This window comes from Pantoea sp. ANP04, assembly GCF_041982285.1.
Taxonomy (GTDB): domain Bacteria; phylum Pseudomonadota; class Gammaproteobacteria; order Enterobacterales; family Enterobacteriaceae; genus Pantoea; species Pantoea eucalypti.
Genome location: NZ_JAUTYS010000002.1, coordinates 343,737 through 370,729, shown reverse-complemented (window position 1 = coordinate 370,729; position 26,993 = coordinate 343,737). Strand labels below are relative to the sequence as shown.

20 protein-coding genes and 3 pseudogenes are annotated in these 26,993 nt (G+C 49.3%); 14 read left to right on the top strand and 9 right to left on the bottom strand.

What is annotated here, in order from left to right:
- Positions 1–153: 153 nt before the first annotated feature.
- Positions 154–621, bottom strand: a complete 468-nt coding sequence (locus Q7C21_RS04175; protein ID WP_008924794.1) for a DUF1203 domain-containing protein — start codon at positions 619–621, stop codon at positions 154–156.
- 305 nt (positions 622–926) lie between these two features.
- On the opposite strand from Q7C21_RS04175, the gene Q7C21_RS04170 reads away from it, so the two are divergent.
- The 7 genes from Q7C21_RS04170 (at position 927) to Q7C21_RS04140 (ending at position 8,717) form a co-directional block, all read left to right on the top strand.
- The gene (locus Q7C21_RS04170) at positions 927–1,328 is read left to right on the top strand and encodes a VOC family protein (RefSeq protein WP_039661348.1); all 402 of its coding nucleotides are present in this window, start codon (positions 927–929) and stop codon (positions 1,326–1,328) included.
- Positions 1,329–1,673: 345 nt separating this feature from the next.
- Complete coding sequence (locus tag Q7C21_RS04165; RefSeq protein ID WP_003851707.1) at positions 1,674–2,375, top strand: glutathione S-transferase family protein; 702 nt, start codon at positions 1,674–1,676, stop codon at positions 2,373–2,375.
- Between the two features lie 248 nt (positions 2,376–2,623).
- Positions 2,624–3,187, top strand: a complete 564-nt coding sequence (locus tag Q7C21_RS04160) for a TetR/AcrR family transcriptional regulator (RefSeq protein ID WP_008924796.1) — start codon at positions 2,624–2,626, stop codon at positions 3,185–3,187.
- 560 nt (positions 3,188–3,747) lie between these two features.
- Entirely contained in the window at positions 3,748–5,109 is a 1,362-nt protein-coding gene (locus Q7C21_RS04155) for a hypothetical protein (protein ID WP_110411855.1), read from the top strand.
- 360 nt (positions 5,110–5,469) lie between these two features.
- A complete protein-coding gene (locus Q7C21_RS04150) occupies positions 5,470–6,147 on the top strand; it encodes a hypothetical protein (protein WP_033762513.1) in 678 nt (225 codons plus the stop codon).
- Between the two features lie 523 nt (positions 6,148–6,670).
- Entirely contained in the window at positions 6,671–8,020 is a 1,350-nt protein-coding gene (locus Q7C21_RS04145; RefSeq protein WP_039661342.1) for an MFS transporter, read from the top strand.
- 1 nt (position 8,021) lies between these two features.
- Entirely contained in the window at positions 8,022–8,717 is a 696-nt protein-coding gene (locus Q7C21_RS04140) for a cyclase family protein (protein ID WP_039661341.1), read from the top strand.
- Positions 8,718–9,047: 330 nt separating this feature from the next.
- Here the strand turns inward: Q7C21_RS04140 and hemH are convergent, their stop codons facing one another.
- On the bottom strand, positions 9,048–10,019 hold the full coding sequence (hemH, locus tag Q7C21_RS04135; protein WP_039661340.1) for a ferrochelatase: 972 nt from the start codon (positions 10,017–10,019) through the stop codon (positions 9,048–9,050).
- Positions 10,020–10,646: 627 nt separating this feature from the next.
- Here hemH and Q7C21_RS04130 point away from each other — a divergent pair.
- The 3 genes and pseudogenes from Q7C21_RS04130 to Q7C21_RS04120 all read left to right on the top strand — a co-directional run.
- Positions 10,647–11,231 (top strand): annotated as a pseudogene (locus Q7C21_RS04130) (DUF2778 domain-containing protein).
- A gap of 1,055 nt (positions 11,232–12,286) precedes the next feature.
- Positions 12,287–13,531: an aromatic amino acid transporter gene (locus Q7C21_RS04125; RefSeq protein ID WP_187513398.1), complete on the top strand. Its 1,245-nt coding sequence runs from the start codon at positions 12,287–12,289 to the stop codon at positions 13,529–13,531.
- A 319-nt stretch (positions 13,532–13,850) separates the two neighbouring features.
- Positions 13,851–14,169 (top strand): annotated as a pseudogene (locus Q7C21_RS04120) (transposase); the annotation flags it as partial.
- 178 nt (positions 14,170–14,347) lie between these two features.
- Here the strand turns inward: Q7C21_RS04120 and Q7C21_RS04115 are convergent.
- A complete protein-coding gene (locus Q7C21_RS04115) occupies positions 14,348–15,745 on the bottom strand; it encodes an amidohydrolase family protein (protein WP_375150432.1) in 1,398 nt (465 codons plus the stop codon).
- A 130-nt stretch (positions 15,746–15,875) separates the two neighbouring features.
- On the opposite strand from Q7C21_RS04115, the gene Q7C21_RS04110 reads away from it, so the two are divergent.
- The gene (locus Q7C21_RS04110) at positions 15,876–16,793 is read left to right on the top strand and encodes a LysR family transcriptional regulator (RefSeq protein WP_375150478.1); all 918 of its coding nucleotides are present in this window, start codon (positions 15,876–15,878) and stop codon (positions 16,791–16,793) included.
- 404 nt (positions 16,794–17,197) lie between these two features.
- On the opposite strand, the gene Q7C21_RS04105 is transcribed toward Q7C21_RS04110, so the two are convergent.
- Positions 17,198–18,133, bottom strand: a complete 936-nt coding sequence (locus Q7C21_RS04105; protein ID WP_312543609.1) for an aromatic alcohol reductase — start codon at positions 18,131–18,133, stop codon at positions 17,198–17,200.
- Between the two features lie 85 nt (positions 18,134–18,218).
- Here Q7C21_RS04105 and Q7C21_RS04100 point away from each other — a divergent pair, with 85 nt between their 5' ends.
- Complete coding sequence (locus Q7C21_RS04100; RefSeq protein ID WP_375150431.1) at positions 18,219–18,620, top strand: winged helix-turn-helix transcriptional regulator; 402 nt, start codon at positions 18,219–18,221, stop codon at positions 18,618–18,620.
- A gap of 442 nt (positions 18,621–19,062) precedes the next feature.
- On the opposite strand, the gene Q7C21_RS04095 is transcribed toward Q7C21_RS04100, so the two are convergent.
- Positions 19,063–19,515, bottom strand: coding sequence for a GNAT family N-acetyltransferase (locus Q7C21_RS04095; RefSeq protein WP_375150430.1), 453 nt, complete (start codon positions 19,513–19,515; stop codon positions 19,063–19,065).
- A gap of 302 nt (positions 19,516–19,817) precedes the next feature.
- Here Q7C21_RS04095 and Q7C21_RS04090 point away from each other — a divergent pair.
- Positions 19,818–21,478 (top strand): annotated as a pseudogene (locus Q7C21_RS04090) (methyl-accepting chemotaxis protein).
- Between the two features lie 363 nt (positions 21,479–21,841).
- Here the strand turns inward: Q7C21_RS04090 and arsC are convergent.
- The 3 genes from arsC to Q7C21_RS04075 all read right to left on the bottom strand — a co-directional run bounded on the left by arsC (position 21,842) and on the right by Q7C21_RS04075 (position 24,015).
- A complete protein-coding gene (gene arsC / locus Q7C21_RS04085; RefSeq protein ID WP_039661333.1) occupies positions 21,842–22,243 on the bottom strand; it encodes an arsenate reductase (glutaredoxin) in 402 nt (133 codons plus the stop codon).
- A gap of 48 nt (positions 22,244–22,291) precedes the next feature.
- A complete protein-coding gene (locus Q7C21_RS04080; RefSeq protein ID WP_008924814.1) occupies positions 22,292–23,575 on the bottom strand; it encodes an arsenic transporter in 1,284 nt (427 codons plus the stop codon).
- Between the two features lie 86 nt (positions 23,576–23,661).
- The gene (locus Q7C21_RS04075) at positions 23,662–24,015 is read right to left on the bottom strand and encodes a metalloregulator ArsR/SmtB family transcription factor (RefSeq protein WP_008924815.1); all 354 of its coding nucleotides are present in this window, start codon (positions 24,013–24,015) and stop codon (positions 23,662–23,664) included.
- Positions 24,016–24,500: 485 nt separating this feature from the next.
- On the opposite strand from Q7C21_RS04075, the gene Q7C21_RS04070 reads away from it, so the two are divergent.
- Positions 24,501–25,979 carry a SulP family inorganic anion transporter gene (locus Q7C21_RS04070; protein ID WP_105099632.1) on the top strand — a complete coding sequence of 493 codons (1,479 nt, stop codon included), beginning with the start codon at positions 24,501–24,503 and terminating at the stop codon, positions 25,977–25,979.
- A 59-nt stretch (positions 25,980–26,038) separates the two neighbouring features.
- On the opposite strand, the gene Q7C21_RS04065 is transcribed toward Q7C21_RS04070, so the two are convergent.
- Positions 26,039–26,959, bottom strand: coding sequence for an AraC family transcriptional regulator (locus tag Q7C21_RS04065; protein WP_312543598.1), 921 nt, complete (start codon positions 26,957–26,959; stop codon positions 26,039–26,041).
- Positions 26,960–26,993: the final 34 nt, after the last annotated feature.

Here is a 26,993-nt window from a genome sequence, read left to right as displayed (position 1 = left end):
AACCATCCTGCAGGTCAGGGTGCGCTTTTCGCTCTTAGCTGACGTTCATCTGATTCCGTCCACCTCGTGTCAGAAGCGGACTTCTGGGCAGGTTTTACAACGTCAGAAATCTTCATTTTACTTTTCCCTCAAGAGTCCGGATTGCAGGCTTATCTATAAACGCTCGGCAAGACAGGCGTAACATCCTTGTTTTGCGTTATGAATATGGATATAGCTCACTGACGGGTCGTCGAAAAAAAGCTTCAGCAGCATTTCCGTATCCGCACCTTCACAGATATCTGCCTGTAACATCAGATGGTTTTCACCGAAGGCCCTTAATGAAAGGAGCCTGGCAACTATCGATTCTGGTATTTTATTGATGTATATACCTTGATCATTACATCCCTCCCACAGGTAAATTGCATGGGAGCCGTGGTAAGGAGTGTAGGCTGGCTGATAAGTATGATTGAGCAAAATCGCTGTTTCACCGACAGGAATATCTCGCAGTGAAATTCTGTCAGGATAACCGGGATGGCTGTCTACCTTTATTCTTAAAGCGCCGTGACGTTTTAAGTAGTCTTCGTCCTGCTTAAAAAGATGAATAAAGGGTTCAGCATTAAGCCCTGAAATTTTAAAACCCATATCTGCCTCCCGTTGTTGTCAGAAAGACATTACCTCTTTATTTTCATTTGCTGCTCGCTGTTTTCGGACAGGGAAATAGCTGATGTAGGCGGGCCACGGGTTGGTCTCAGGTTACTGAGACCTGTGCTTTTCATGAAGCCTCTACACGACATTAAGTTAACCGCGAATCATTTCAAGGCACAGGAAGTCCGCTCTGTGCCAGAAGCGGACGTTATTATTTTGGACTTATCAATGCAACTAGTAGCGTTCGGCTGTGTTAAAAAGTTGTTTCAAGACAGCTGTGTCTGAAACCTGATGGAGCAGAAATGAGAACGCAAAAAAGATGCATGGGTTATGTGGCCATCGTGGTCGACGACTATGACCGCGCGATTGAGTACTACACCGACAAGCTGGGCTTTACGCTGGTAGAAGACACGCCGCAGCCGGGTAAGCGCTGGGTCGTTGTGACGCCGAATCCGGAAAGCGACTGTAATCTTCTCCTGGCCCGTGCTTCAAACGAACGGCAGGAAGGCTTTATCGGCAACCAATGCGGCGGACGGGTATTCCTGTTCCTGCAGACTGACGACTTCTGGCGCGACTATAACGCTATGAAGGCGAAAGGCGTCCATTTCTGCCAGGAGCCGCGAGAGGAGGAGTACGGGATGGTCGTTGTGTTTGAAGACATCTACGGCAACAGCTGGGATCTTTACCAGAACAAGCAAAGTTAACTCTTCTGGAGTCCGGTTACTAATGCGTAATCGGCCTCAATCCCAGGTCCGCTTTTCGCTCTTAGCGGACCCTGAACTGCCGACAGCAATCGCGAAATTGCATTGCACCCTTACACCTGTATGTATCAGACCTTACCAGTCTTGGTATTCGCCCTACCCTCTGGACTCATCCTATTCCCTGCCTTCAGCGATGCACGCGGTGAGATATCGTATCAACCGGAAAGACACACAAAACGATTTACCTAACAAATGTTAGATAGGTATTGACGTACATCAGGTTGCCCGCTAAGGTTTGTTTACCTAACGTTAGTTAGTTATCCCAGCCACTCACTTAAAGGATTGACCATGACTGCTAAACTTCACCTTTTCACCTCGCCTTCAGCTTTTCCGAACCCTCAGCGTCTACGCCTGTTCCTGCACGAAAAGGGCATCGCTGACCAATTTAATGAGACCATCTATGACATGTCTTCTGTAGGAGAACAGCGTGGCTGGCGTCACCTGAATATGAACCCGTGGGGCGAAACGCCCACCCTTCAACTGACAGATGGTAGTTACATTTCCGAAACGGCTGCCATCGTCCGTTATCTGGACCAGGTTTATCCTGGTCGCAGGATCATGGGGGAGACAGCACTGGAACAGGGTCTGGATAACATGTGGGATAACCGGGTGTGGGTGCATATTCTGTATCGCATCGTTACTGCGTTTCACGTGTTGCACACCGGTCTCGGCTTTAAGCTGGAACTGACCAAAAATGAGGCGTGGGGCGAACACTGCCGTAAGGAAGCTTTGGCTCACGCCGCACTGGTCAATCGCCACCTTTCAGACGGCCGCGAATGGCTGCTTGGCGGCAATGAACCGACCTTTTCGGACATAACGCTGGCAACCGCGATCGCCTTCTCGAAATTCCCGGTCAATGCCACTCCACTGGACGAGCGTTTTGAGTTCTTAGATGCGTACTGGCAGCGCTGGACAAAACGTCCCGCTTTCCAGGCGGCCTACTCTGATCGCAACAGCGGCATTCCTGAGCTGGATTCGCCAGCCCAGTAAGCGCTTCTCAATCAACACTCCGGTACGCCGGGATCGCCATTCCCTGACTTTCCCGGTCACCGCCTTGTGCCTGATAGCGTCATTTGTCGATGCCGCTTGCCCGATTATGATGGAACGACATCTGCATGAACCCTCTGGAAGGAGTGAACTCATTGCGCTAACTGATAATCTACCTGTCAACCGTTAGGGGTTTGCTATAAAATAAGCTTACCAGTTTAAAAGATCCTACCAGGTCGGGAGGCACCAGGATGAGCACGAACTCAAAGGAAGCCATTTTGTTGGCGGCCAGGAAAATTGCCCAATCTCAGGGCTACAATGGTTTGAATTTCCGCGACCTCGCGCAAGAGGTTGGTATCAAAGCGGCGAGTATTTACTACCATTTCCCAAGCAAAGCCGAGCTGGGTGTTGCCGTTGCCAGACGATATTGGGAGGATGGCGCGCTTGCACTTGAAATGATCGAATCAGAAAGTCCCTCTCCGCTTGACGCTCTGCATCGCTTTCCTGAAATCTTCCGAAGATCGCTTGAGGCCGACAATCGTCTCTGTCTGGGCAGTTTCATGGGCGCTGAAAAAGATAATTTACCTGTTGAATTGACCAAAGAAATCCAGACCTTTGCTGATGTCAATATTGCGTGGCTAAACAAGCTTCTGCTGGCTGCGGAGGTGTGCGAATCAAGTGAGAGTGAATCCAGAGCACGCGCAATTTTCGCAGCTATTGTTGGTGCCCAGCTTTTTGCCAGAAGTCGCTCAGATATCTCGCTTTTCGATGCACTGGTCGACTCATACCGCGCGTTCGGACCTCTGCCGGCTTAGCAACTGCCAGCAATGCGGTTCCATGAACGGGCAGCTTTGCCGCATGCGCCCTCAATGCGAAGCGGCGCCCGATCGTGCATGTGCTTTTACACTCAGGAATGCATCACTTTTGCCAACGGTTCGTAACGATGAGCCCACTATCTATGCCATCTATGCTGATACGCAATGTGGGCTCTTCAGAAGAACGCTTACGTATTATCTGACCCCGCGCCTGTTAAGCTAAACCGGAAAACGATCCACCTGGCACAGGGAGTCAATTTGCGTTCTTCGTTTCATAGCGACATCCAAACTTCTTTAAGAATAGCGTTTGTGACCCATTAAGTTCCAGTCTCACAGCAGACAGAGTGCTAGCGCGCATGTCCGCTTTGTGCCAAAAGCGGAAGTAGAATCTTTCTTGGAAAACACCGTCATAACGAGAGATGTGCTTTATTTATTATTTCAGTAATAATAAAGTAAACGAAATAATTGCTCTATGAAACAGCACTCTGTTCTTACGTATGTTTTACCCCTTTCCGTTTTTTGCGTCATCGGATTTCTGCTTAATCAATAAGGAACGCATCATGGGTGGTATGAAAGATTTACTGATAGATGAAGAAACAGGCGCTAAATATTTTGAAGATGTACCTGAACATAAGCCTCTTTCTATACGTGAGAACTCCTTGTTACCACTCATTCAGCCTTCGGAGGTTATCTTTCGCGAAAAAGGCGTGGGCCTAAAAGAGTTAATGGGCAACCGCTTCCCTCATGAAAAAAAGGCTTCGGATTCTTTGCCTAAACAGATCACAGTCATTACCTACACCGTCGTGAATGCTTTTTCAGCAGACGTTACTGAACTCATAAAATGCGCATCAAAAAATGTCTCACTGCGCATAGCATTCTGTTATCAGGGCAAAAACATATCCGGCATTATCTGCGCATTCAACAAACTGTTTGAAAGCAGGCAAGGCCTGACTATTCAGGTCATAGTCAATCCTCACACTCATATCAAGATGCTGCAGGTTGATGACACACTGTACATGGGGTCGATGAATTACAGTTCTACCGCGGATTCTGCGGAAAATGACAGGCTAGCCGACGAGAAAGAAAGCTTCTTTAGTCATGAAGTACTTTTTTACTTTAACAGCGGAGGTAAAAACTTCTCCGAGCATCTAATTGATAAAATCAAAGGTTTAGGTGATTCTGTTCACTTCGAAATCAATAGCTCCGACTACCAAAATAAGATAAAGCAGCATCTTCAACAATGCAGAAGAACAACAATCGGCATAACCCGTAAAATGAAAAGGCTCCAGCAGCATGCGCTTGATGAGAAAAATACAAAATCACTAATGCATCTGTTGCCAGCACTCATACGTTCGCAGGTTTCTTCATCCATCAGGCATATTTTGGACATTAATGCCCACTACCGACTAGAAAATGACGTTTTTTCCGACGACGAGGTTGAAAAAACGGTTCATTATTTTAAGGAAAATGATGGTGAGGCTTTTATTGCTGAATTTCTTGCCTTAAATTGCCCCGGTTTTATTAAATTCTCCTCCAGCACTAGTGAGAAGGATGACGACGATGAGGAGGATTTTAACCAAGAGATGACTAAAGAATTTCTTTCGGAGATGACGGATACGTGCGCCGGACATCTGGCCGATTTGGTGGTTAATGACGATGAACTCAGAGAGGAAGTCAGCGCCGAACGATACGATCCTGATGATGGGGAAGATGACTTACCTTGGGGAACCATTTCACAGGAAAAATATGAAGAGAGGATCGAGGAGAACAAACGAGAGGTTACCCTTGCTCTCAATTCTCTCATTACTGAACTGACGCAGCTTATCATTGATGAAGAATGTTTTGACATGAGCTTCTTTATTAATAAGTCGGCCGGGCAGCTCAAAGGTGTATCTGCGGCAACTCGTCATCCGTCAGGCTGATAATTTGCCTGACGATATTACTCGGTCAAAGCCACTCTGCAGCATGGTTCGCGCGGCTTTCAGAGTCGCTTCACTCCCGTCCGTGTAAAACGTGCTGAGGAGGGCCGTTGGGATGTCATGTGTAATGTGGCATAACATCCCTATCGCAATGATTTTGGCGTCCGCTTTTCGCTCATAGCGGACATTGGCCTGCACAACGTCCGTTCAGTACCAGAAGCAGACCTAGATACGAGGTGGGTCAATCTCAGGATGAATCTGGTCGCCTTGCCTCGATGGTTGGGAAACAAAGAAATTTATGTTTCAACTTCTCAATCAGCATGACTGGAATAGCGATGTTCATAAAAGTTAAAGGAGATATTAATGACACTATCTGATTCCTCAGTGAAGATAATTAGCGCTCTATGTGTAGCTTTACTGAGCTATTTTTTTAAATGCCTGCCTAAACCTCAGCTTTTCACCATCTTTAGTCGGCTGTCTACTGCCGACAAGGTTCGGCTATTTTCTCTGCTACATAAGACAACCGGCGGATTTCTCGATGAATATGTGATTCAGAGTCAGATGTTGGCGTACGGAGTCAGATATAGTTCGCAGTTTATGAAAAATCTTTTTTACTATACGCATAAAAATAAAATTCGCGCCGACAACAAGGATCTCTCCGCTTTTCTGTCGTTGCCGGGTCTTTTTATTTGTAAAGAGAATGGCGAAGTCAGATTGCAGAAAGGCGCACGACTAATTAGTTTTATCTTGTTTTTTGTAAGCATCGCTATGATTATATTTGTTGCCAGTCTGCTCCCTGAGTCGATCAGTAGCCTACCTTTTTATTTCACTCAACATAACTATATAGCACTGGCGCTACAGGCTGCATCCGTTCTGGTCAGCATTCTTGGTTTAATTATGTCTTTGGTGATGCTTTATATCCTTTTGTTCATATCTATCCCTGCTTTCAGGTTTGCCAGAGGCTACCGGATAGCGTGGAAGCGTAGAGACTTGTTTGAAGCAGGTGAACAGAATTTGTACTGTGGTAATAAGGTGGGATAGTGAACAGGAAGAAACATACCCGCTGTAAGATTCCGGCATTGCTGTGTGTGTAGTTTGCCAATGAAGCAGTGGATGGCTGGCTCCTCGTTAATTAATATCCGGCGACTGGAGTAATACCTTCATCAATACAGAGGACAACTTCAATGTCCGCTTTTCGCTCACAGCGGACATCTGCCCGACGTTCGTCCGCTTTGTGCCAGAAGCGGACACTCGAATTTTGCTGCTTTAAATTCAATTTAATACCTGAACAGCCTGCCTGGTTATAAATCACCCGACAAATCAGTCCAGTTATGTGATCTCTTTAATGCTTTTTTTATTTAATCATTGATTAACCGTGATCAAGGTCAAGTATCAACTGTAAGTCACTTGTATGGTAGTAGCCGCGATAGCTATGTTATCAAGGTGTTTAAATTTTGATCTATTGTTTCCTTAAACATAACAATAATAACTACAAATAGGGGCTGGGCTCGCCAGCGGCATCAGTAGGGCTGCTGACAATAAATATTTTTCTAAGGCACCAGATATGACAACTTCCACATCTGAACAGACGAAAAAGTCGCCAAAAGAGACCTGGACTGACGGTGAACACGCTCCGCGCACCGGGCTATATCGTTTTCTCCCTAAAGCGCATCCTCTCTCCTGGTGGATGCTGGTCATTACGACTCTTGCGATCCTGATGAACTCAATTGACAGGATTATTCTTCCTACTCTGCTTCCGGCAATAATGCAGTCATTTAACCTGACCGAAGTTCAGGCAGGTTGGCTCAACTCACTTAGCTTTGTTGGAACCTTAGCTGGCGCTGTGGTTTTCGGTTTGTTCTCAGACTGGTTAGGTGCCGGGCATAAGCGCTGTTACAGCTGGTGCGTAACGGTGCTTGTGGAAATTATCTCAGGTGTTGCGACTGCCTTTTGTAAGACGCTGGGAGCGTTTCAGGTGCTGCGTGTCACAATGGGCATGGGAACGGGGGGGTCGGAACCGATAAACGTTGCTCTGCTCGGGGAGTGGTGGCAGAAAGAGAACCGTGGATTTGCTATTGGAGTACATCATACCGGATTTCCGCTAGGACAATTTATTGGTCCTATCCTGATCGCAGCCATTCTGGCTTTTGCGACCTGGCGTGAAGCATTTCTGTTTATTCCACTGATTGGCTTAGTTATTTTAGTGGCACAGTTAATCGTTGGTACACGTAAAAATCATCAGAGGGTTAATGACTGGATTGTTGATAACAAGCTGACCCCGCCCGTTACGGAATCATTGCAGAACACCATTGAAAAGAGTTCGGTATGGGCTAATGCCGCATCTTGCCTGAAAAACCGCAACTGCCAATTGAGTATTCTGCTGATTTTTGGTTTTACATGGGCAGAGATGGGGATAGCTAACTTTCTGACGCTGCAACTGACGCGTGAAGTTGGACTCGACCTCTCGACCGCAGCAATCATCTCTGGTGCATCCGGATTGACTGGCTGGATTGGGCAGATTTTGTGGGGCAGCTTCTCGGATTTGAAAGGGCGTAAACGCTCTCTGGGCATCATTATTACGGGCTGGATTCTGGCAGCGGCGCTTTGCATGTTCATCCATTCCGCAACACTTGGCTGGGCCATTCTTATCTTTTGGGGCCTGTTCCGCAACTCACCTTACCCTGTGGCTTATGCTTTACTTATCGACTCATCTCCTCGTGCTGCAGCGTCCAGCATGGGATTGATGATCGGCCTCGCAGTTGGCATCGCTGGTATTCTGGTCGCACCCATTAGTGGTTGGATTATTCACAACTACGGTTTCACCGTGCACTATTTGGTTATTGTCGCGGTATTACTTATCTCATGTGTTCCACTTTGGTTCATTAAAGAAACAGTAACGTTGAAAAAGGCCTGATATGACCAGCGATCTGATCACTTTATTACGTCACCATAAACTCATTGAGTTAAACCATCTCTATGAAGAGTTCATGCCAGTCTGGCCAACCCATGGAAAATTCTTCTGCAGCCGTGCCGAAGACTACATTGCTGGTGATGGCAATTATAACTGTCAACTTAGCCTCGGCGATCATTGCGGTACTCATGTGGATGCGCCTGTTCATTTCATTGAAGGTGGAAAAACTATAGAGCAGATTGACGTGCGCCAGCTCACCGGACGGGGTCGCTGCCTGGATATGTCGCATCTGGCAGAGAACAGTGACATCACTGTAGAAATGATCCAGTCCTGGGAAGCTGATAAAGGAAGAATCATTGCAGAAGATATTGTGATATTTCGAACGGGTTATGATGAGAAGTGGAGCTGTCGTCCAAACCATGCGCCATTTTTACAAAACTGGCCAGGCTTATCAGGCGAAGGAGCAGATTATCTGATTGAAAAAGGCGTTACTGTTTTCGGTACAGATGCCATGTCGCTGGACAGATATAATAATGAAGCATACCCGGCTCACCTTGCCGTTCTCGGCTCTGATTGCCTGATCATTGAGAATTTGGCTAATCTTCAAGCCTTGCCTTCCGAATTTATTTTCATGGCATTTCCGCTCAGGATTAAAGGTGCATCGGCTTCGCCAATCCGGGCAGTGGCGCTAGTAGAGTAAATGACGCGGGTGTTTGCCTGAACAGGACGCAATTTTAACGAGACTCAGGATTAATTAACGGGGAGCAGGCGATGTTTAACCTGCTCCCCGCTGATTCATACAGAACGCTGTTAGCAATGTCCGCTCCTCGCTTATAGCTGACCTGCCCTCGAATAATCTTCGACTCATACCCACGTATAAGACAGTTGCTTGCAGCTGGCGTAGCGGGTTTTCCAGGCGGCCCCTATAAGGCCGTCCCGGCACGTATCAAATACATGTCCGGGAGGGCCCACTTCTGGTTTCACTATGAATGTTGACACCTGCAACATCCTGCTCACAAGAATGTGAAAATCATGCCTGAAACCGATTAAGCTTCACAAGTTGTCGCAGCATCTCGATATGAATCGGTTTATCATTAAGCGCCGGTATGTAAGTAAACGATTTACCACCCGCATGCATAAAAATCTCCCTGTTCTGCTCATCAAGCTCCTCAAGCGTTTCTAAACAGTCTGATGCGAACCCCGGGCTGATTACATGCAGGCTTTTTATTCCTTCATTCGGAAGATTTTTAATTGTCTCATCAGTATAAGGCGTTAACCATGGCTCTCTGCCGAATCTTGACTGGAACGTCATCAATATTTTCAATGACGGCATATTGATTGCTTCAATGAGTAACTTTGTCGTTAACTCACATCTTTCCTGGTATTGATCCCCCTCTTTGACAAACCTTACCGGTATACCATGATATGAAATCAACAATGCATCTGGAATGCCGTTAGCTTCGAAAGATGCCAGAACGGATGCTTTTAACGCTTCAATGTAGGCAGGAAGATCGGCATAGTCATTGATGAAATTTATGGAGGGTGTATAGCGGTTCTTCATTGTCTGCAGGTGACGGCTCACGCTATCCCAAACAGAAGAAACGGTCGAAGATGAAAACTGGGGATACAAAGGAATGACGATAATTTTATCGACGCCTTTTTCCAGTAGCCTGTCAATTGCACCACCTATACCCGGCTCGCCATAACTCATCCCCAGCTCGACGGGCAAACCTGTCACTTCTTCAAGCGCACGGGCTTGCCTGACGCTGTAAACCATGAGAGGGGAACCTTCCTCCATCCAAATCGAAGAATATAATTTCGCCACTCGCTTCGCACGTAATGGGATAATCACGCCATGTAGAATGGGGCACCAAATGATTCTCGGTAAGTCGACCACTCTGTAGTCATGCAGAAATTTAGATAAAAATTTCTTAACCGCAGCAGGCGTTGGTTCATTTGGTGTTCCAAGGTTAACAATCAAAACACCCTGTTTATTCGTCATTAAGTGGGGCCCTCAAAGCCATTGTCACTAATTCACTCATGCCAGTCACTCCGTAGCTGCTTGTCTTCAGGCCTCAATTTGACCTCATTTTGTAGAAATATTTGCAATGCAGCTTTACGGTTTCACGGCTTATGATTCTATGCAACTGATTGCAGCCATCGCTTTGACTGAACGATCATGATTTTAGGGCATATCATCAGTAAAAACATTACTTTCTCTATCGTCAGATTTAACCGGTGCGGGGCTACGCGACGTCATTATCGAAGTCGGCGTGTGGGGGTTAGTTGGCTGGAGGAGGTGAGAAAAACCGCATCTGGATGCTCGCGCAGATGCATGCCTCAGGCTTTATCTTTTTATGCGTAAAAGTGATGTAGGCGACTGACCTGCTCCCTGTTAATTCATACAGAACGCTTTTAGCAACGTCCGCGACTTGCTGAAAAGCGGACCTTGCCTAAGACGCACTTCTGCTTTGTGCCAGAAGCGGACATACGTATTTGTGCTGAAGGATCGCGCCGAATGCCTATGACGGGATGCGGCAAATAGTCTTATGATAAATAATGCTGTCTGGCTCGCAGAAGATCACTGGCTGTCAAGCGCCCGCCTGCCCGTTAACTTCTCTATGAATGAATGGTAGCATTGCCCGGTTCACTGGCATGCCTTATAACCTGCAGGGAGCGTTTAATGCAGTTAAAGAGAATGACCTACGACGATCTAACAAAGGGCGGCGGCGAAGCAAAGCTACACGTTTACGGCGTGGGTACCTTCCCGGTATTTTCCGGCCAAAAGCCTTATACCAATGATCCAAACTGTACTTACAAGCCTAACAGTGCCATTCCGGTCGGGCGCTACTGGATTGTTCCGCGTCCTGAAGGCAGTATCGCTAACCGGATCAGAGGATAGGCCGTCGACACCTGGAACAACTCAAATCATTCTGAATGGTTTGCGCTCTTTAATTCGGAAACGATGAGTGTTTCCATCTTCATCAATGGCGTTGCCCGCGGCGGTTTCCGCCTGCATCCTCTTCGGCCAGACGGCTCCGGAGAAAGTGAAGGGTGTATCACCTTCGTGCGGCGCACTGATTTCTATACGGTAAGACAGGCGCTGCTCCGGAGAAAAACAATTCGCGAGCCGGGTTCGCGAAACAGCTTGATGGCATACGGCTACGTTGACGTTCAGGGAGAAAGTAATTTTGCAAACAGCAAAATTCGCTAGAAAAGCAGCGGGTTTTTCGTCTGCTTTATTGCGGCCTTTATGGTATCGCGTTACGGGATGCCACTCTATCCGCTGACGGCGTGGCTCGTTGAACATTCTCATCAAATTTTCGGCAGTTATCAGGATGACGTATACGAAGCCGGTACGGATCCGGTTACGTTCTTTTCCCTTGTGACCGTTATCGCTTTTTACGCTTTAGCCATGTATTGGTTAGTAAAAATGGCAATTAAAAAAGTAAAACGTGGATAGGCTGGTTGCATTAAAAACCTGGGGTTTATATTGCCCTGCACTTCTGTCTGAAAAATCAACACCAACAAGGGTTCGCGAGCGTATCGTTATATTTGATATAGCAGAACGTCCCTATCGATACTATTTCACGTCCGCTTATCGCTCAAAGCGAACCCTGACCTTCGGAGCAGCACACTTTCTCTAAACAAGTATTAAACCTGTTAAACTCCCCCTGCCCGCCTCTGAACCCCACAGATTTTGCATAATCTATGCCTGAAATCAGCGCTCAGTCCCGCCGTGAAACCTGTTGCTTAGGTGCTCTTTGTCGCTGATTTCCCCGGGAGCGGGTAGTTATAAGCAGCGGCGGAAGTATCGCATCGGTAGCTGCCGGTATGTGCGCATTTTCGCAGGGAAGTTATTCAGCCGGGGTATTGTTCCTATATCCCTCACCAAAGATACCCCTGGATTTGTTGCCCCGACAGTCAGCAACTTGTCGCTACCCGACGCAGCAGTGATGGGTGAACCCGCTGTTATCCCTCATCTGCCTGCATGATCAGGGCTACCGGCTGAGTCTATCCGACTCTGTGGTGTGAAGTGCCACGAATCGGTAATGCCGGTCTACCTGATATTTCCAATAAACTTATTCGTAACACCGACATTGCCAGCAGCACAGGTGTGCCCAGCATAAAATGCCGGTTACTGGCCGGGGACATTTGTCAGTAGGATTATCGTCAGATGGGTTGCCGAAAGAAGATCGTCAGTTAATTAGCCATGCCCTGGCTATAGAGGCTATCCTTCAGCGCTAAATTTTCACTTCAGGAACCCCTATGTCAGATATTGCAATTTCAAGGCGTTCTCCTTCGGTATTTTGGGGAGCGACCATCATTTGCGGCACCGTGGTGGGTGCAGGCATGTTCGTCCTGCCGGTCGTGATGGCCGGGGCATGGTTTGGATGGGCGTTACTGATACTGACGTTTAGCTGGGTCTGTATGTTAATCAGTGGTCTGATGTTTCACCGTGTGAGCCAGCATTACCCTCTGGAAACCGGCTATGACAAAATCGTCCGTGATGTATTAGGCCGTAACTGGGCTGAAGTAAATGGCCTGAGCCTGGTTTTCGTGCTGGGCATTCTGACATACGCCTATATTTCAGCGGTCGGGCCTGTTTATGATCACTCACTGAGCAGACTGACCGGCAAAACGGTTTCATCATCCGAAGCCAAAGTTATGTTAAGCCTGACCGTGGCTGCCATCGTCTGGTTAGGCACCAGCAGCATTGGCAGGATAATGTCTGTTTTGCTCATCACTAAAATTGTTCTGTTACTTATCCTGTTTGGTGGATTACTTACCACCGTGAATGTCGACTACCTGCTGGACAGTCAGAATCCGGCAGCATCCTACTGGCCCTATATGTTAGGCATCGTGCCATTCTGCCTTGCTTCATTCGGTTATCATGGAAACATTTCTGGTCTGATTAGCTATTACAATGGCGATCATCGACGTGTGAAAATATGCCTGTACACAGGCACCGCCGTGGCGCTGGTTATCTATCTTTTCTGGATAATCTGCACGATGGGTAACCTTCCGCGCTCAGCCTTTCCGGAAATTGCCAGCCAGGGCGGCGACATTGCCGCGCTAATGCACGCGTTTAGTCTGCGCGGTTATACGGCCGGAATGTCGCTGTTGTTCTCGATATTTTCGCATTTTGCCGTTATCTGTTCGTTCGTTGGGGTGACAGCGGGCCTTGTGGATTACATCAGTGACCGCCTGACTCTTCCCAGGACCAGAACGGGACGCCTCAAAGCCACAGCGATCACGTTCCTGCCGCCATTGAGTTTATCTCTGCTTTTTCCGGATGGGTTTGTTAGGGCGATTGGTTATGCCGGGCTAATCGCAACAATTTGGGCAGTGATTGTTCCGGGATTACTTCATCTGAAAATGCGATCCCGTCATGACTCAGGCTATCAGCGCAGCCAGTGGGACGGGCTTCAGTTGTGCATGATTATGGTATTCGCCGCCCTGAACATCCTTTCATGGGCGCTGAGCGAGTTTGATCTGTTGCCGGTATTTTAACGTCATCAGAAAGGTTTGATGACATAATAATTTCCTGCAAAACAGCCTGTAATTTAATGATTAAGCCGGTCAGGAAGTGCGTCATTTGCATACTTTCTGGCCGATTGGTTAACAACACACCGTACGGCCATGAACATCGCAGGCAAAATCCCGTGCTTAACTATCTACCCCGCCACCAGCTTTGTATTAGCTGATAAAGGTCAAATTAGCAGTTCTGATTTACATCCCTTATCCTTAAACCAGAAAAGCTTTTGTAATATAACCTCCTGCATAAACAGGCTGACCTGCCCTCCGCTGATTAACACAGGCGATGTAAGTGATGTCCTCATCAGCCACCTGCGTACACCCCTACCAGGAAGCTTTTTCCGACGAACAGATCATCAGTATCCTCCGCTCAGATGAGGCTGTTTTTTCTTCCGGTGAATTCTGCCGTAAAAAGCTATTTCCGACGTCATCTTTTTCACCTGGCGCAAGAAGTTTAGCGGCTTGAAGGTTCCTGAAGTGAAGCAGCTCAAGTCGCTTGAAGAGGAGAATACACGCCTCAGGAAGCCGCTCGCTGAAGCCATACTTGCCAGGGAGGCACTTCAGATGACTCTGATCCGTAAGTTCTGACAATTAATCAAAAATATGAAGTCTTGTAAGTCAAGTGTGAGGTTTCAGGTCTTTAGCACTGTCGTACCTGCGGGCTGACAAGTTTGTCCCCAATATTCGGTTCAACGCCCAGCACTTCGCTGGCCTGCTGATAGTTCTGGTTGATCCGAAACTCCACAGGACACAATGCTGCAAGCCGGCGAATAATCATGCTGATCGTCTCTATCAGTCAGACTGAATAGGTGGCAGGAATTTTTCCGCAAAGATGTCTGGTTCATACCCTGCTGCCGCAAAAAGGTGCTCACGTGATTCGTCAATCGCTGCGCGAAGGCGCTCGCTGTCCACACCCAGCACTTTGCCGTTCTGCTTGACGATGCGACCGCCGATCATCACGGTATCGATGTTGCTGCGTTCAGCAGCATGCACCACCCTGCCAAACGCATTCCCGTTTGGATAGAGGTTGAGGTCAGTCGCGTTAATCAGGATCAGGTCAGCCTGTTTGCCTGGCGTCAGGCTCCCGATTTTGTCCTGCAGTCCGGCACAAAACGCGCCATCAACGGTTGCCGATTTCAGCAACTTAGCAGCCGGAAGCGTTGTCAGCGAATGCTCTGAATCACAGCAGTGCTGCTTATGCATACCCATCACACGCTGCAGATAGAACGCCACGCGCATTTCTGTAAACATATCGGTGCTGTAAGACGTTTCATTGTCCACGCTAAGTCCAGGATTGATGCCATGACGCTGCGCGGCTTCAATGGCGAACATCCCGCTTTCGATCCCATAGTGCGAATCTGAGCGCGGGCAGACGTTGACCCGGACACCGGCGTCGCGCAGGATTTCCCATCCCTCATCAGGCAGGGCTGTGCAGTGGTTAAAGATATTGTCCGGGCCAAGAAGACCCTGCTGATGCAGTGATTCGAGCTCGGAGGCCATTTCAGCACCAAAGAACTCGGTGACAATCGGCAGCCCCAGTCTGCGGGCCTCAGCCCACAATTCCGGCTCCAGCTGAGCCATGACGCCCAGCGTCACAAGACTCTCTGGATTATCCCTGAAATATTTTTCCTGCAGACGCTGCCAGTTGCAAGGCCAGTGCGCCTTGTTCCATTCACCCGCAACCGGTGCGCCGGAAGCATGGATAGCGCGAATACCGCTATCAAGCAGGGCCTCGACTGCGGCATCGGCGTGTTCTGCGGTGCGGCTGTTATGCGAATTATCAATCATCGTGGTAATGCCCGCGTCAATCGCACCCAGCGCCGTCAGCAGGTTACCGACATAGATATCTTCAGGGCGGTAATATTTAGCGAACGAGAAGTGCGTGGCGTTGCTGTAGTCGTCCAGACAGATGGCGTTAGGGTTAATTCGGCGCAGCTGACCTTCCCAGGCGTGACGATGAGAATCAACCATCCCCGGCATGACAATCATATTTTTGGCATCAATGACGTGAGCACCCGGCGCGTCAAGGTCCTGACCCACAACGTTAATCGTTGAACCGTTGATGAGAATATCACCGCGCTCAATGTTACCGACACTCTCGTCCATGCTCAGTATCGTGGCACCACGAATCAACATAGCCTGTGAAGTGAGATTCTGATTGTTAACAATATTTCTGATATAGCCGGTCATTAACTTGCCTCTTTCCTGATCAATGTGGAAACGATACGCCACGCCATTACCCTGAAAAAGGTGCTTAAACCGTTTTCATAATTCATAATTTGCGAATAATCAGACTCAATTTTTACCCATGGGAAGGATGATGGATCGGATTCAGGCTATGCAGATTTTCATACGGGTTGCTGAGGCCGGGAGCTTTGTACGCGCGGCAGAAACGCTGTCACTGCCTTCTTCCACTGTTACCAGTACTATTAAAAACCTGGAGAAATACCTGCAGGTACGTCTGCTGAACCGCACAACAAGACGGGTCAGCCTTACGCCTGAAGGCCTGCAGTATCTGGCGCAATGCCGGGAAATTCTGGCTTTAATTGAACATACTGAAGCCAGTCTGGCTAATTCGAACAGGCGCCCCCGTGGGCGCCTGCGGGTTGATATGCCCGGTGGGATCGCGCATTTCATCGTCCTGCCCAACCTGAAAGACTTTTACCGACTTTATCCGGATATTTACCTGATGATTGGTGTGAGCGACCGGCAGGTCGATCTTGTGCAGGAAGGTGTAGATTGCGTCATAAGAACCGGTGAATTAACTGACTCCACACTGGTTGCACGTCCGCTTGGCCGGTTTCGCTGGTTGACCTGCGCCTCGCCGGACTATCTCAGGGAATACGGTATTCCTGAGACGCCGGAGGCGTTATCGCAGCATAGGGCGATTCATTACTTTTTCGGTTCGGGAAGACGCACTAATGAGCTACGTTTTATACGAGGCGCTGAGGCCTTCTCTGTTCCGGTGGAGGGGGTTACAGCCGTCAACGAAACGGGACTTTACATCAGACTGTGTCTTGAGGGTTTTGGGCTGGCGCAGCTTGCTGAGAATGTGATTTCAAAGAATCTGCAGCAAGGCAAACTGGTCGAGGTTCTTGCGGACTGGCAGCCACCCTCCGTGCCGGTGACGATGCTCTATCCGCATCAGCGTTTTCTCTCTCCCGCCGTGCGTGCTTTTGCTGACTGGGTCGCCGGGCTTTTCAACGAAGGCGCAGGTGAAAAGCAGTTTTCCCCATAGAAAACGGCTCAGGCAGCGCGTTTATTACAATGTTCAGAAAAACATAGGGTAAATAACCGACGCAATATTTTTCGACTACAGACTAATGCAAAAAGATACAAACCAAATTTTTAAAAAATAACGTTAGCGTCAGCTCCTCGCCTAAAGCGGACGTTGGCCATGCATCAGTCCGCTTTGTGCCAGAAGCGGACATTAAAACCTTGATCCAATACAAAGGCCCTCCCTAACTAAGTTAGGGCCATCACTTTACGTTCTGGCCTTTTTAGCATACGTGGGCCAATCGTCTTGTCAGCAAAACTGCCAGGAAATTTTTTTCGGTGAAATATAGAGCAATATATTAACGACATCGGTATCAGACTTTGGCATGCACCGCGTAATGTTGTGCTTTTGTCAGTACCGGACTGCTACATTCCATGCTGTTTTGCAAGCCACTGACGGGCCGTTGTAGTTGCAATCCCCTGACGTTGATTGTAAGTATCGCTCTTATTCCAGGCTACTCCGTCAGGCCGTGCGAAAGCAAGTCGGTAATTTGCCCCGACATCCTGCGGATTATGTTGCACATCATCCTGGAGCTTTTGCCTGTCCAGTAATTTTCTGTTTACTTCAGCACCCCAGTGGTCACGCATTAAATCAGCAAGTTCACTATAAGTAAGCGTATCACCTGCAATATAGATAATCTCGTTTTGGAAAGTGGGCTGATGGAAGAAAATGTCCGCTGTCAGTTGGCCGATATCTTCAGGTGTGGTCAGCGTTACGGCGTGCTGCCAGTCTCCCAGAGCACAGACAGTTTTACTTTTTGCGTCAATCACACCAAAATCATGCTCAAACAGATAGCTGGTAAAAATACCTGTAGATACAATGACCCATCCTGTCACATTCTGCTGGCGGAGAAGGTGGCGAACTTCAAGCTGTTCATCCCAGACTTGTTGCCCGCTGCCTTTACCCACAACGTCATAATCAACGCCAAACTGCCATGGAAAGTAGCGAGCTACAGCCGCTTTCAATACCGCCTGCGTAATTTTTATCTGCGTTCCCGGGCCGCCAACAAAACCACTGCAGTTGATGACGGCGTCGAAAGAAGCAAATAGCTCACTCAGTTCATCAATACTGTTTTCCTGCAGATCGCCCTCCACCACAGCGATCCCAAGCTTCATCAGTTCATCCAGCCGTGCCCTGCGTGAACCAGAAACAGCATGAGCGGCTTCGCTTCTGAGTAACACACTAATTTTTACATGAGTATGCGCCTGCGCTTTATTGCTCATCGCTCTCAGTACCTGAATACCAAGCTCTCCAGCACCCAGTATAAGAACAGTGTTTATAGGTTTTATGTCGAAATTCATTCTTGCTTCCTGTTGTATTAAAACGTCATCCTGACAGCTGACATAGCCTGGTTCAATTAGGCACACACATGATACCGGAGGTGATATGGAGTCTGAACGGGAAGCACTGTTGCAATTTGCAAAGGAGTTTTGTGAAGAATTAAGCAACGATGATGAAGGACTGAAACGTGAGATCCTGGCGCATGCAGGTAATCGCTGGTCGCTGGGCGTGCTGCATATTCTTGGTACCAGCGGACCTCTTCGCTATGGTGAGTTACGCCGCTACCTTACGGATGTCACTCAAAGAATGCTGACGCGAACATTACGCCATCTGGAGCGGGACGGGCTTATATCCCGCTGTGATTACGAGGAAAAATTGCCCCGGGTGGTTTATGCGATTACCCATATGGGAAAAGAAATGCTTATGCGGATATTACCTTTATGGTCCTGGATTATCACCTCCTCCAGCTATTTTCGGGTAGCAAGAGAACAGTACGACGGTGATTGAATGTTCAGGTGACAAACTGGTTGGCAGAGAACAGAGGACTTTATGAATGTTGAAACTCTAATCAAAGCAGACGGTTCAACATACTCTCTTTCAGAAAAAATGCCGATTGGCTAATCGCTATGAATATTGTCTTCATTAACATGATGCAGGATGCAGGATACCTCACTGCACAATAAATCAGCATAATGGTATTGCAGCCTACATTCTTAGCCTACAGGTCCGCTCTTCGCTCAAAGCTGCCAGTCAGTTCATTTGATATCCTGAAGATTTTCCAGTCGCCGTTCTGCAAACCTGCTCAGAAACGCAGTGTGTCCAGGCGGCATGGATTTAATGTAATGTCTCTGATTTACGGTTTGATTACGCCAGGACTATACCCTGGCCGGCATTCCTGTAAAAAAGGTTCACTGGACAGAATATGTGGTCAATCCACAAGATGACTGTATTAACGCGCTGGGTCTCTGAGGCAGAGATGGTGGGTGACTTTTTCTATGCCAGTTAAAGCAACAAAGCCAGCTCGTTCATAAAAAATGAATGCCAATGGAGGAGCGTTTGTGTTGATAAAATCAAACCAGCGGTCAGAATCCTTAATTATCTCACTGAGCAGGGTACTGCCGATCTGCCTTTTTCTCCATCCTGAGTCTACATAGAGATGTCGCAGACGTCCGATGCCAGTTTCTGAGGTAAATGGATCGATGTTAAGTCCACAAACGCCAACCATTAATCCATCTATAGATGCCCCAATTAGTTTTTCTCCTGGTCTATCAAAGCGATTCTGTCCGCTAAGCCAGTTATCTTGCAGTCGGCGTAACATGTTAAATCCTTCAGCCATGCTCTGCGATCTTAACTCAGCAAATCCTGGGCTGTCCGGGGTAACGCTTGTGAGTTGGGTGTCCATAATTCTTCCTGTGATTTCAATTTGCATGGTCTGGACAGAATTATAATTGTGTCCAGTATGACAATTGCACCCTCTCATGGCTAATGCCATCAATGTTCGCTTTGTGCCAGAAGCAGACGTTACTCCCAACCTGTATTTCTGTTCCCGATGACGACTACGCCAGTCAAGACACTGCACTGAACTTCAGTTACCTGAAACATCAGTTTTTTTCTAATTAAGTTCATCTTTATGCCGATAGATGTGCTGAATATTTTCAAATAGCCAGCCTAGATCATTAACCACTTAAAATAGCAGGAATAAAGATGACAATTACACAGCGATTATTGCTCACCTTTTCACTTCTCTCTACCGCGCTGGTCGCGATGGTTATTGTGGCCGTCTTCGTTGCTAGCGGATTTCAGTCCCGCTTTCAGTATGTGCAGGAAAACACGGTTCCATCGCTTCTGGATCTGGGCAAACTGATTGACGACAGTAATACGCTAATTATCTGGCTGTACCGCCACCAGAGTGCAACAGAACCCCGGCGCCAGGCTGAAGTTGAAAAAAAAATTGATGAAACTATCAGCAATATCAAATCCATGAATCAGTTTTACCTCAGCAACGACATTTCCAATGAGGAAGACCGGCAGTTAACTGAGGATGCATTCTCTACCATAAAAAAATTGACGCCTCACTTCCGGAGTTTCTTGCTGGCTCACGCGCACAGAATGACGCTGTTGCGCTAGGCGCGCTTCAAAGTAATGACGGCCTTGGCGAATGGGCACGCCAGTTGATTGCAGGTTACAAGAAACAGCTTCAGCTTAATGTGGACATCAGTAAAGCCCTGAGAAAAGAGAACGACCGGAGTTATCAGGTGACACTCTGGAGCCTGATGGGTGGCTCCGCGCTGGCTATCACTATTCTTGCATTCTTTGCGTTGAAAACTATTTTCGCCATCCGTAGTCAGCTGAATGGTATGCGGAAGACCATGGAAACAGCCAGCGAGAAGCTTGACCTTACCCTCAGGGTGGACGAGTCACGCCGGGATGAAATCGGCATGACCGCGAAGGCCTTCAATCAGCTCATCGGCAATGTCTCAGCCTCGCTTTCAAAAGTAGAAGCTTCTGCTCAGTCGGTCAGCTCAGCCTCGGCGCAGATATCTGCCGGTAACGAAGATCTCTCATCCCGTACTGAGGAGCAGGCTGCCTCACTGGAGCAAACGGCTGCCAGTATGTCTGAGTTGAGTGAGACCGTCCGTCAGACCGCAGAAAACACGCGTCTTGCCAGCCAGCTGGCAAAAAATGCGCATGAAATCTCAGAAGACAGTGCAGGTCGTGTGCACACTCTGCTGTCAACAATGAGCGATATCCGGGGAAGCTCATCGAAAATCACCGATATCATTTCACTGATCGAGGGGATCGCTTTTCAGACCAATATTCTGGCCCTCAACGCCGCTGTAGAAGCTGCCCGTGCTGGTGAGCAGGGCCGTGGCTTTGCCGTCGTGGCCGGTGAAGTCCGCAATCTTGCGCAGCGTTCATCGTCTTCAGCGCGTGAAATCAAGGCGCTTATCGAATCGTCTATGGGCTTTGTTCAGGCTGGCTCAGCACAGGCAGAAGGTGTGGGCGAAAATATTGCCAGAATGAACGATGCCGTTCGTCAGGTTACTCATCTGGTCGATGAAATATCCGTGGCGGCCAGTGAGCAGTCTCAGGGAATCGGACAGGTTCATCAAGCCGTGGATCAGATGGACGATGTAACACAGCAAAACGCCGCGCTGGTTGAAGAGGCTTCTGCAGCCTCACGTTCGCTGATGGAGCAGGCAGCGTCACTTAACCAGCTGGTCAATACTTTCACGCTCGCTTCATTGTCTGTCCCTGCGTCGCCATCACACAGCAATGTAAACCGCCCGGTACCGGCCGCACCCGTTTTGCGCACGGGTCCTGCCGTCGCGGCAGCAGGTGATCAGAACTGGCAAAGCTTTTGATGAGTCAGCGCTTTAATCTGTTTTATTATTAATTCGTCTTGCAGAATTTGCGTTTTCTTCCAGGCTGAAATGTGCCACTTCACTGCTGGAGCTGGCGTCTGCAATAGAATTTGAACGACTTAACTGTTCAACCCGCTGAAGATGGCGGGTTTTTTATCATTAGCTGAGAACCTTTCACAATCAAATTGAGAGTAACCAGCCGTTTTACGGTCAGGTTACCTTCGCGCTTTTATCCGCTGCGGATAACATCGCTCTCTGCGGCCCTGCCGTATCCGCCCTCTTGCATGCCCACAAGGTGTTCTCAGGTCTGCCGGAAGCGTAACCGAAGATGCCCACATTGACGTTATCAGACGCGTTGATGTTTCACTGATTACTCCCACCCTCTTCTTTGGTAAACGGTCCCTGCTGCGGGTCCGGCAGAATCTCCAGAACCCCCTCCGACGGACGACAAAGTTTTGTGCCGAGCGGCGTCACCACCACCGGACGATTAATGAGGACAGGATGAGCCAGCATGGCATCAAGCAGTTCATCATCGCTGAACTTGTCCTCTGCCAGCCCCAGTTGCTCATACGGTTCCGTGTTTTTGCGCAGTAATTCGCGCACGCTTATTCCCATATCTGCAATCAGTTTTTGCAGCTCGTCGCGGGTCGGCGGCGTCTCCAGATACAGAATCACTAAAGGCTCTACACCACTGTTGCGGATAAACGCCAGGGTGTTACGAGACGTCCCACAGGCCGGGTTGTGATAAATAGTTATGTCAGTCATTAGCGATGTTCCTTTAAGACGGTGCGTGCACGCAGCGCCAGATTAAGGTTAAACAGAGAGACGCAGGGCCAGCGCGGCCAGCGTCACAAAAAGCACCGGCAGGGTCATGATAATGCCCACGCGAAAGTAATAGCCCCAGCTGACGCTGATGTTTTTCTGTGCCAGAACGTGCAGCCACAGCAGGGTTGCCAGGCTGCCAATCGGAGTGATTTTCGGGCCGAGGTCGCAGCCAATGATGTTGGCATATATCATCGCCTCCTTCACCACACCCTGAGCGGTGCTGCCGTCAATGGAGAGCGCTCCGACTAAGACCGTTGGCATGTTGTTCATCACTGATGACAAAAAGGCTGTGAGAAAACCGGTACCCATCGTCGCACCCCAGACGCCGTGCTCCGCAAACCGGTTCAGTGCAGCCGATAGGTAATCCGTGAGTCCGGCATTGCGCAGGCCATACACGACGAGGTACATGCCCAGCGAAAAGATGACTATCTGCCAGGGCGCACCTTTCAGCACTTTACCGGTATCAATAACCGCCCCTTTTCGGGCAACCAGCCAGAGGATAAATGCCGCCACCGCCGCAACCAGACTAACCGGCACGCCGAGCGGCTCCAGACCAAAAAAGCCGGCCAGCAGCAGGAGCAGAACCAGCCAGCCGGCTTTAAAGGTTCGCCTGTCACGAATAGCTTCCCGTGGAAGCTTCAGTCTGGTCAGGTCATAGGTGACCGGAATCTCTTTGCGGAAAAACAGATGCAGCATTCCCAGCGTGGCGGCAACAGAGGCGATATTCACCGGTACCATGACGGACGCATACTCACTAAAGCCCAGCTTAAAGAAATCCGCCGTCACGATGTTGACCAGGTTCGACACGATAAGCGGCAGGCTGGACGTGTCCGCGATAAAGCCGGCCGCTATGACAAACGCCAGCGTGGCAGCCGGGCTGAAACCCAGCGCAAGCAGCATAGCGATGACGATGGGCGTCAGGATAAGTGCAGCACCGTCATTGGCAAACAGCGCCGCCACCGCCGCGCCCAGCAAAATAATGCAGGTGAACAGCAGTCTGCCTCTGCCGCCTCCCCAGCGGGAAACATGCAGAGCCGCCCACTCAAAAAAGCCAGACTCATCTAACAGCAGGCTGATGATGATGACCGCAATAAACGTGGCCGTGGCATTCCAGACAATCTGCCAGACAACCGGAATATCATCGATATGCACCACGCCGGTGAGCAGTGCCAGCGCAGCACCAATAACGGCGCTCCAGCCAATACTGAGCCCTTTCGGCTGCCAGATAACCAGTACCAGTGTCAGGATAAAAACTGCACCCGCCAGAAACATACACTCTCCTTTAATACTGCGCCTGTCATAACGGGCACAGCAATTCAAAATACATATGAAAAAACATATGTGTATGTATAAAATTTTTAAATGCAGACAGATTTGCCGTTAGTGGTCACGTTGTCCCGTTCAGCCTGCTTGCTGAGATCCAAAATGTCATCCCGCTGACAAAGATAAGCCTGTTCAATCACCGCTGCCGCCCAGGCGGGCATGTGAGGTGACAACCGGTAATGAATCCATTTGCCCTCTCGCCTGTCAATCAGCAGGCCTGTATCTCTGAGTAAAGCGAGATGCCGCGATATCTTGGGCTGGCTTTCTTTCAGTATAAGCGTCAGCTCGCACACACAGAGTTCGCCTTTTTCGCGTAAAAGCAGGACAAGGTTTAAACGCGTTTCGTCCGACAGCCCTTTGAAGAGCTGAAGAGGAGAAAGCTGGGGCATGATAGAGCTCCCGATAACAGGGGTAAAAAAACAGTGTGACTTTCTATCTCTGTGCCGTCAACACACATGCATCATTCCACATATATTGTTCAGCTGGTTTCACATATTACTGTGCTATGCCCCGGATGGCGCGTACCTGCATGCCCGTTTCTGCGGCTGTCACCGACACCCTTCTGCGCGCTCAAATGTTGACCTCACATCCCTTTCGTTTATAGTTGATTGCCTGTCCGGATAAGAACGGACATCACCGTCAGCGCAGCCTCCACCGTCTCTGCTGGCTAAATTCAGTCCTGCAGGCACCTTTTTGCCTTAAAGGAGAACTCAAAAATCATGCGTCTTACGCCACCCTGAGTCTTCACCCTCCCCTGTCGCACTGAGTAATCTCAGTCGCACACTCGAAAACATCCTGTCTGCGGATGTGCTTTTTTGTACCTGAAACTTTTTGCCCTCCCGGGCTGACTGTATTCAAAATCTGAGAAATTACTATGCTGCTGTCCTCGACGCGTAAGGACTGGCTGGGCAACGTCCGTGGTGACGTCCTTGCTGGTATTGTTGTCGCGCTCGCACTCATTCCAGAAGCGATCGCCTTTTCTATTATCGCTGGCGTAGATCCGCAGGTTGGACTCTACTCCGCATTCTGTATCCCCATCGTCATGGCTTTCTTTGGCGGCCGTCCGGCGATGATCTCTTCTTCAACCGGCGCAATGGCGCTGCTGATGGTCACGCTGGTTAAGGACCACGGGCTGCAGTATCTGCTTGCTGCCTCGGTAATGACCGGCATATTGCAGCTGCTCGCCGGCTACCTGAAACTCGGCAGCCTGATGCGCTTCGTATCCCGTTCGGTCGTGACCGGCTTCGTCAATGCGCTGGCGATACTGATCTTTATGGCACAACTGCCAGAGCTCACAAACGTCACCTGGCACGTCTATGCGCTCACCGCCGCAGGCCTGGCAATCATCTACCTCTTTCCCTACCTCAATAAAACCCTTCCCTCCCCGCTGGTCTGCATCGTGGTGCTGACCGCCATCTCCATGTGGCTGCATTTAGATGTGCGCACCGTAGGCGACATGGGCAAGCTACCGGATAGCCTGCCGGTGTTCCTTATCCCGGACATTCCTCTGAACATGGATACGTTGCTGATAATCCTGCCTTACTCCGCCGGCCTTGCCGTTGTAGGGCTGCTGGAATCCATGATGACCGCCACTATTGTGGACGATATGACCGACACCCCGAGCGATAAAAACCGCGAGTGCAAGGCGCAGGGTATTGCCAACGTCTGTACGGCATTTATTGGCGGCATGGCGGGCTGCGCCATGATTGGTCAGTCAGTGATTAACGTGAAGTCGGGTGGACGGGGGCGGCTTTCCACTCTCACGGCCGGCGTGGTGCTACTGTTGATGGTGATCTTCCTGCGCGATTGGGTGTCTCAGATACCCATGGCGGCGCTGGTTGCGGTGATGATTATGGTTTCCATCGGCACCTTCTCATGGCGATCAATTACGAACCTGCGGACCCATCCGGTTTCAACCAGCATCGTAATGCTGGCGACCGTTGTCGTGGTGGTGGCAACCCACAATCTTGCGTTTGGTGTGCTGACCGGCGTGCTGATTGCGTCACTGAACTTTGCCACAAAAGTGGCCCATTTTATGACAGTCAGGTCGTCACTGGAGGGTGATACCCGAACCTACACAGTGACAGGCCAGGTCTTTTTTGCCTCAGCAGATCGTTTTACCCGCCACTTTGATTTTCAGGAAACTCAGGAAAGAGTGGTGATTGACGTAACGTTCGCGCATTTCTGGGACATTACGTCGATCAACGCGCTGGACCGCATCGTGATTAAATTCCGCCGCGAGGGTGCCAAAGTGGAAATCCGGGGCATGAACGACGCAACCCGCACGCTCATTGACCGTTTTGGTGTGCATGACAAACCTGAAGAGGTTGAACGGATAATGGGTGGCCATTAATACACATGAGATCACTGGCGTGCCAATCCGCACGCCCTATTCCGCGAAACTGAGAAAGCTTAATGCGATGAAATGAATACCGACGCTGGCTGCGGAGGCGGGACAACAAAATGACGCTGCATACGTTTTATCTCCTCTGCTGGCGGCAAGCCAAACAGGCGTTTGAACTCGCGATTAAATTGCGACGGGCTTTCATAACCAACGGCATAACTCGCGGCGGCCGCGGTGATCTGCTGGCGTACCATCAGCATGCGCGCCTGATGCAGGCGTATCGATTTAACATACTGCATCGGCGGCATCCGGGTTATCGCTTTAAAATGATGATGGAACGTCGGTACGCTCATTCCCGTCTCCATCGCCAGTTGTGTCAGCGTTAACGGCTCCGCGTAAGTGGCATGGATGCGCTGTAACGCTTTGCCGATTTTGCCAAACTGGCCCTGTAAGGCCAGCGCGGCACGCATTGCGTTGCCCTGTACGCCTGTCAGCACGCGAAAATAGAGTTCACGAAGGCGTGCAGGACCCAGGATCTCCGCCTCAAGCGGATCATTCAGGACTTCGAGCAAGCGCAGCACAGCCGTTTTTACCCTGTCATCCATCATGCTCGACATCATGCTTTGCGGCACTGCCGAGGGATGCGGGGTGCCATGCTTCTCAATCTGCAGCATCAGTTCAGCGGCAAGCTGAAAGTCCAGATGCAGATACATCGCCAGTAACGGATGTTCTGCCGACGCGTCGGTTTCCATCACAAAGGGTACGGGCACTGAAACCGCCAGATAGTGCTGCTCATCATATAGATAAGTCTGCTGACCGAAATAACCGCATTTACTGCCCTGGCAGACGATCACAATGCCCGGATCGTAAAGGACAGGCGTTCTCCTAAGCGGTCGGTCGGAGCGCAAAATGCGCACATCGGGTAAGGCAGTGAGGTTGTATCCCTCCTGCACCGCAAGTGTTTTCACCAGAGAAATGATTCCTGACATCCCGCCACCTCATAAAATCAGGCAAGAAAAAGAG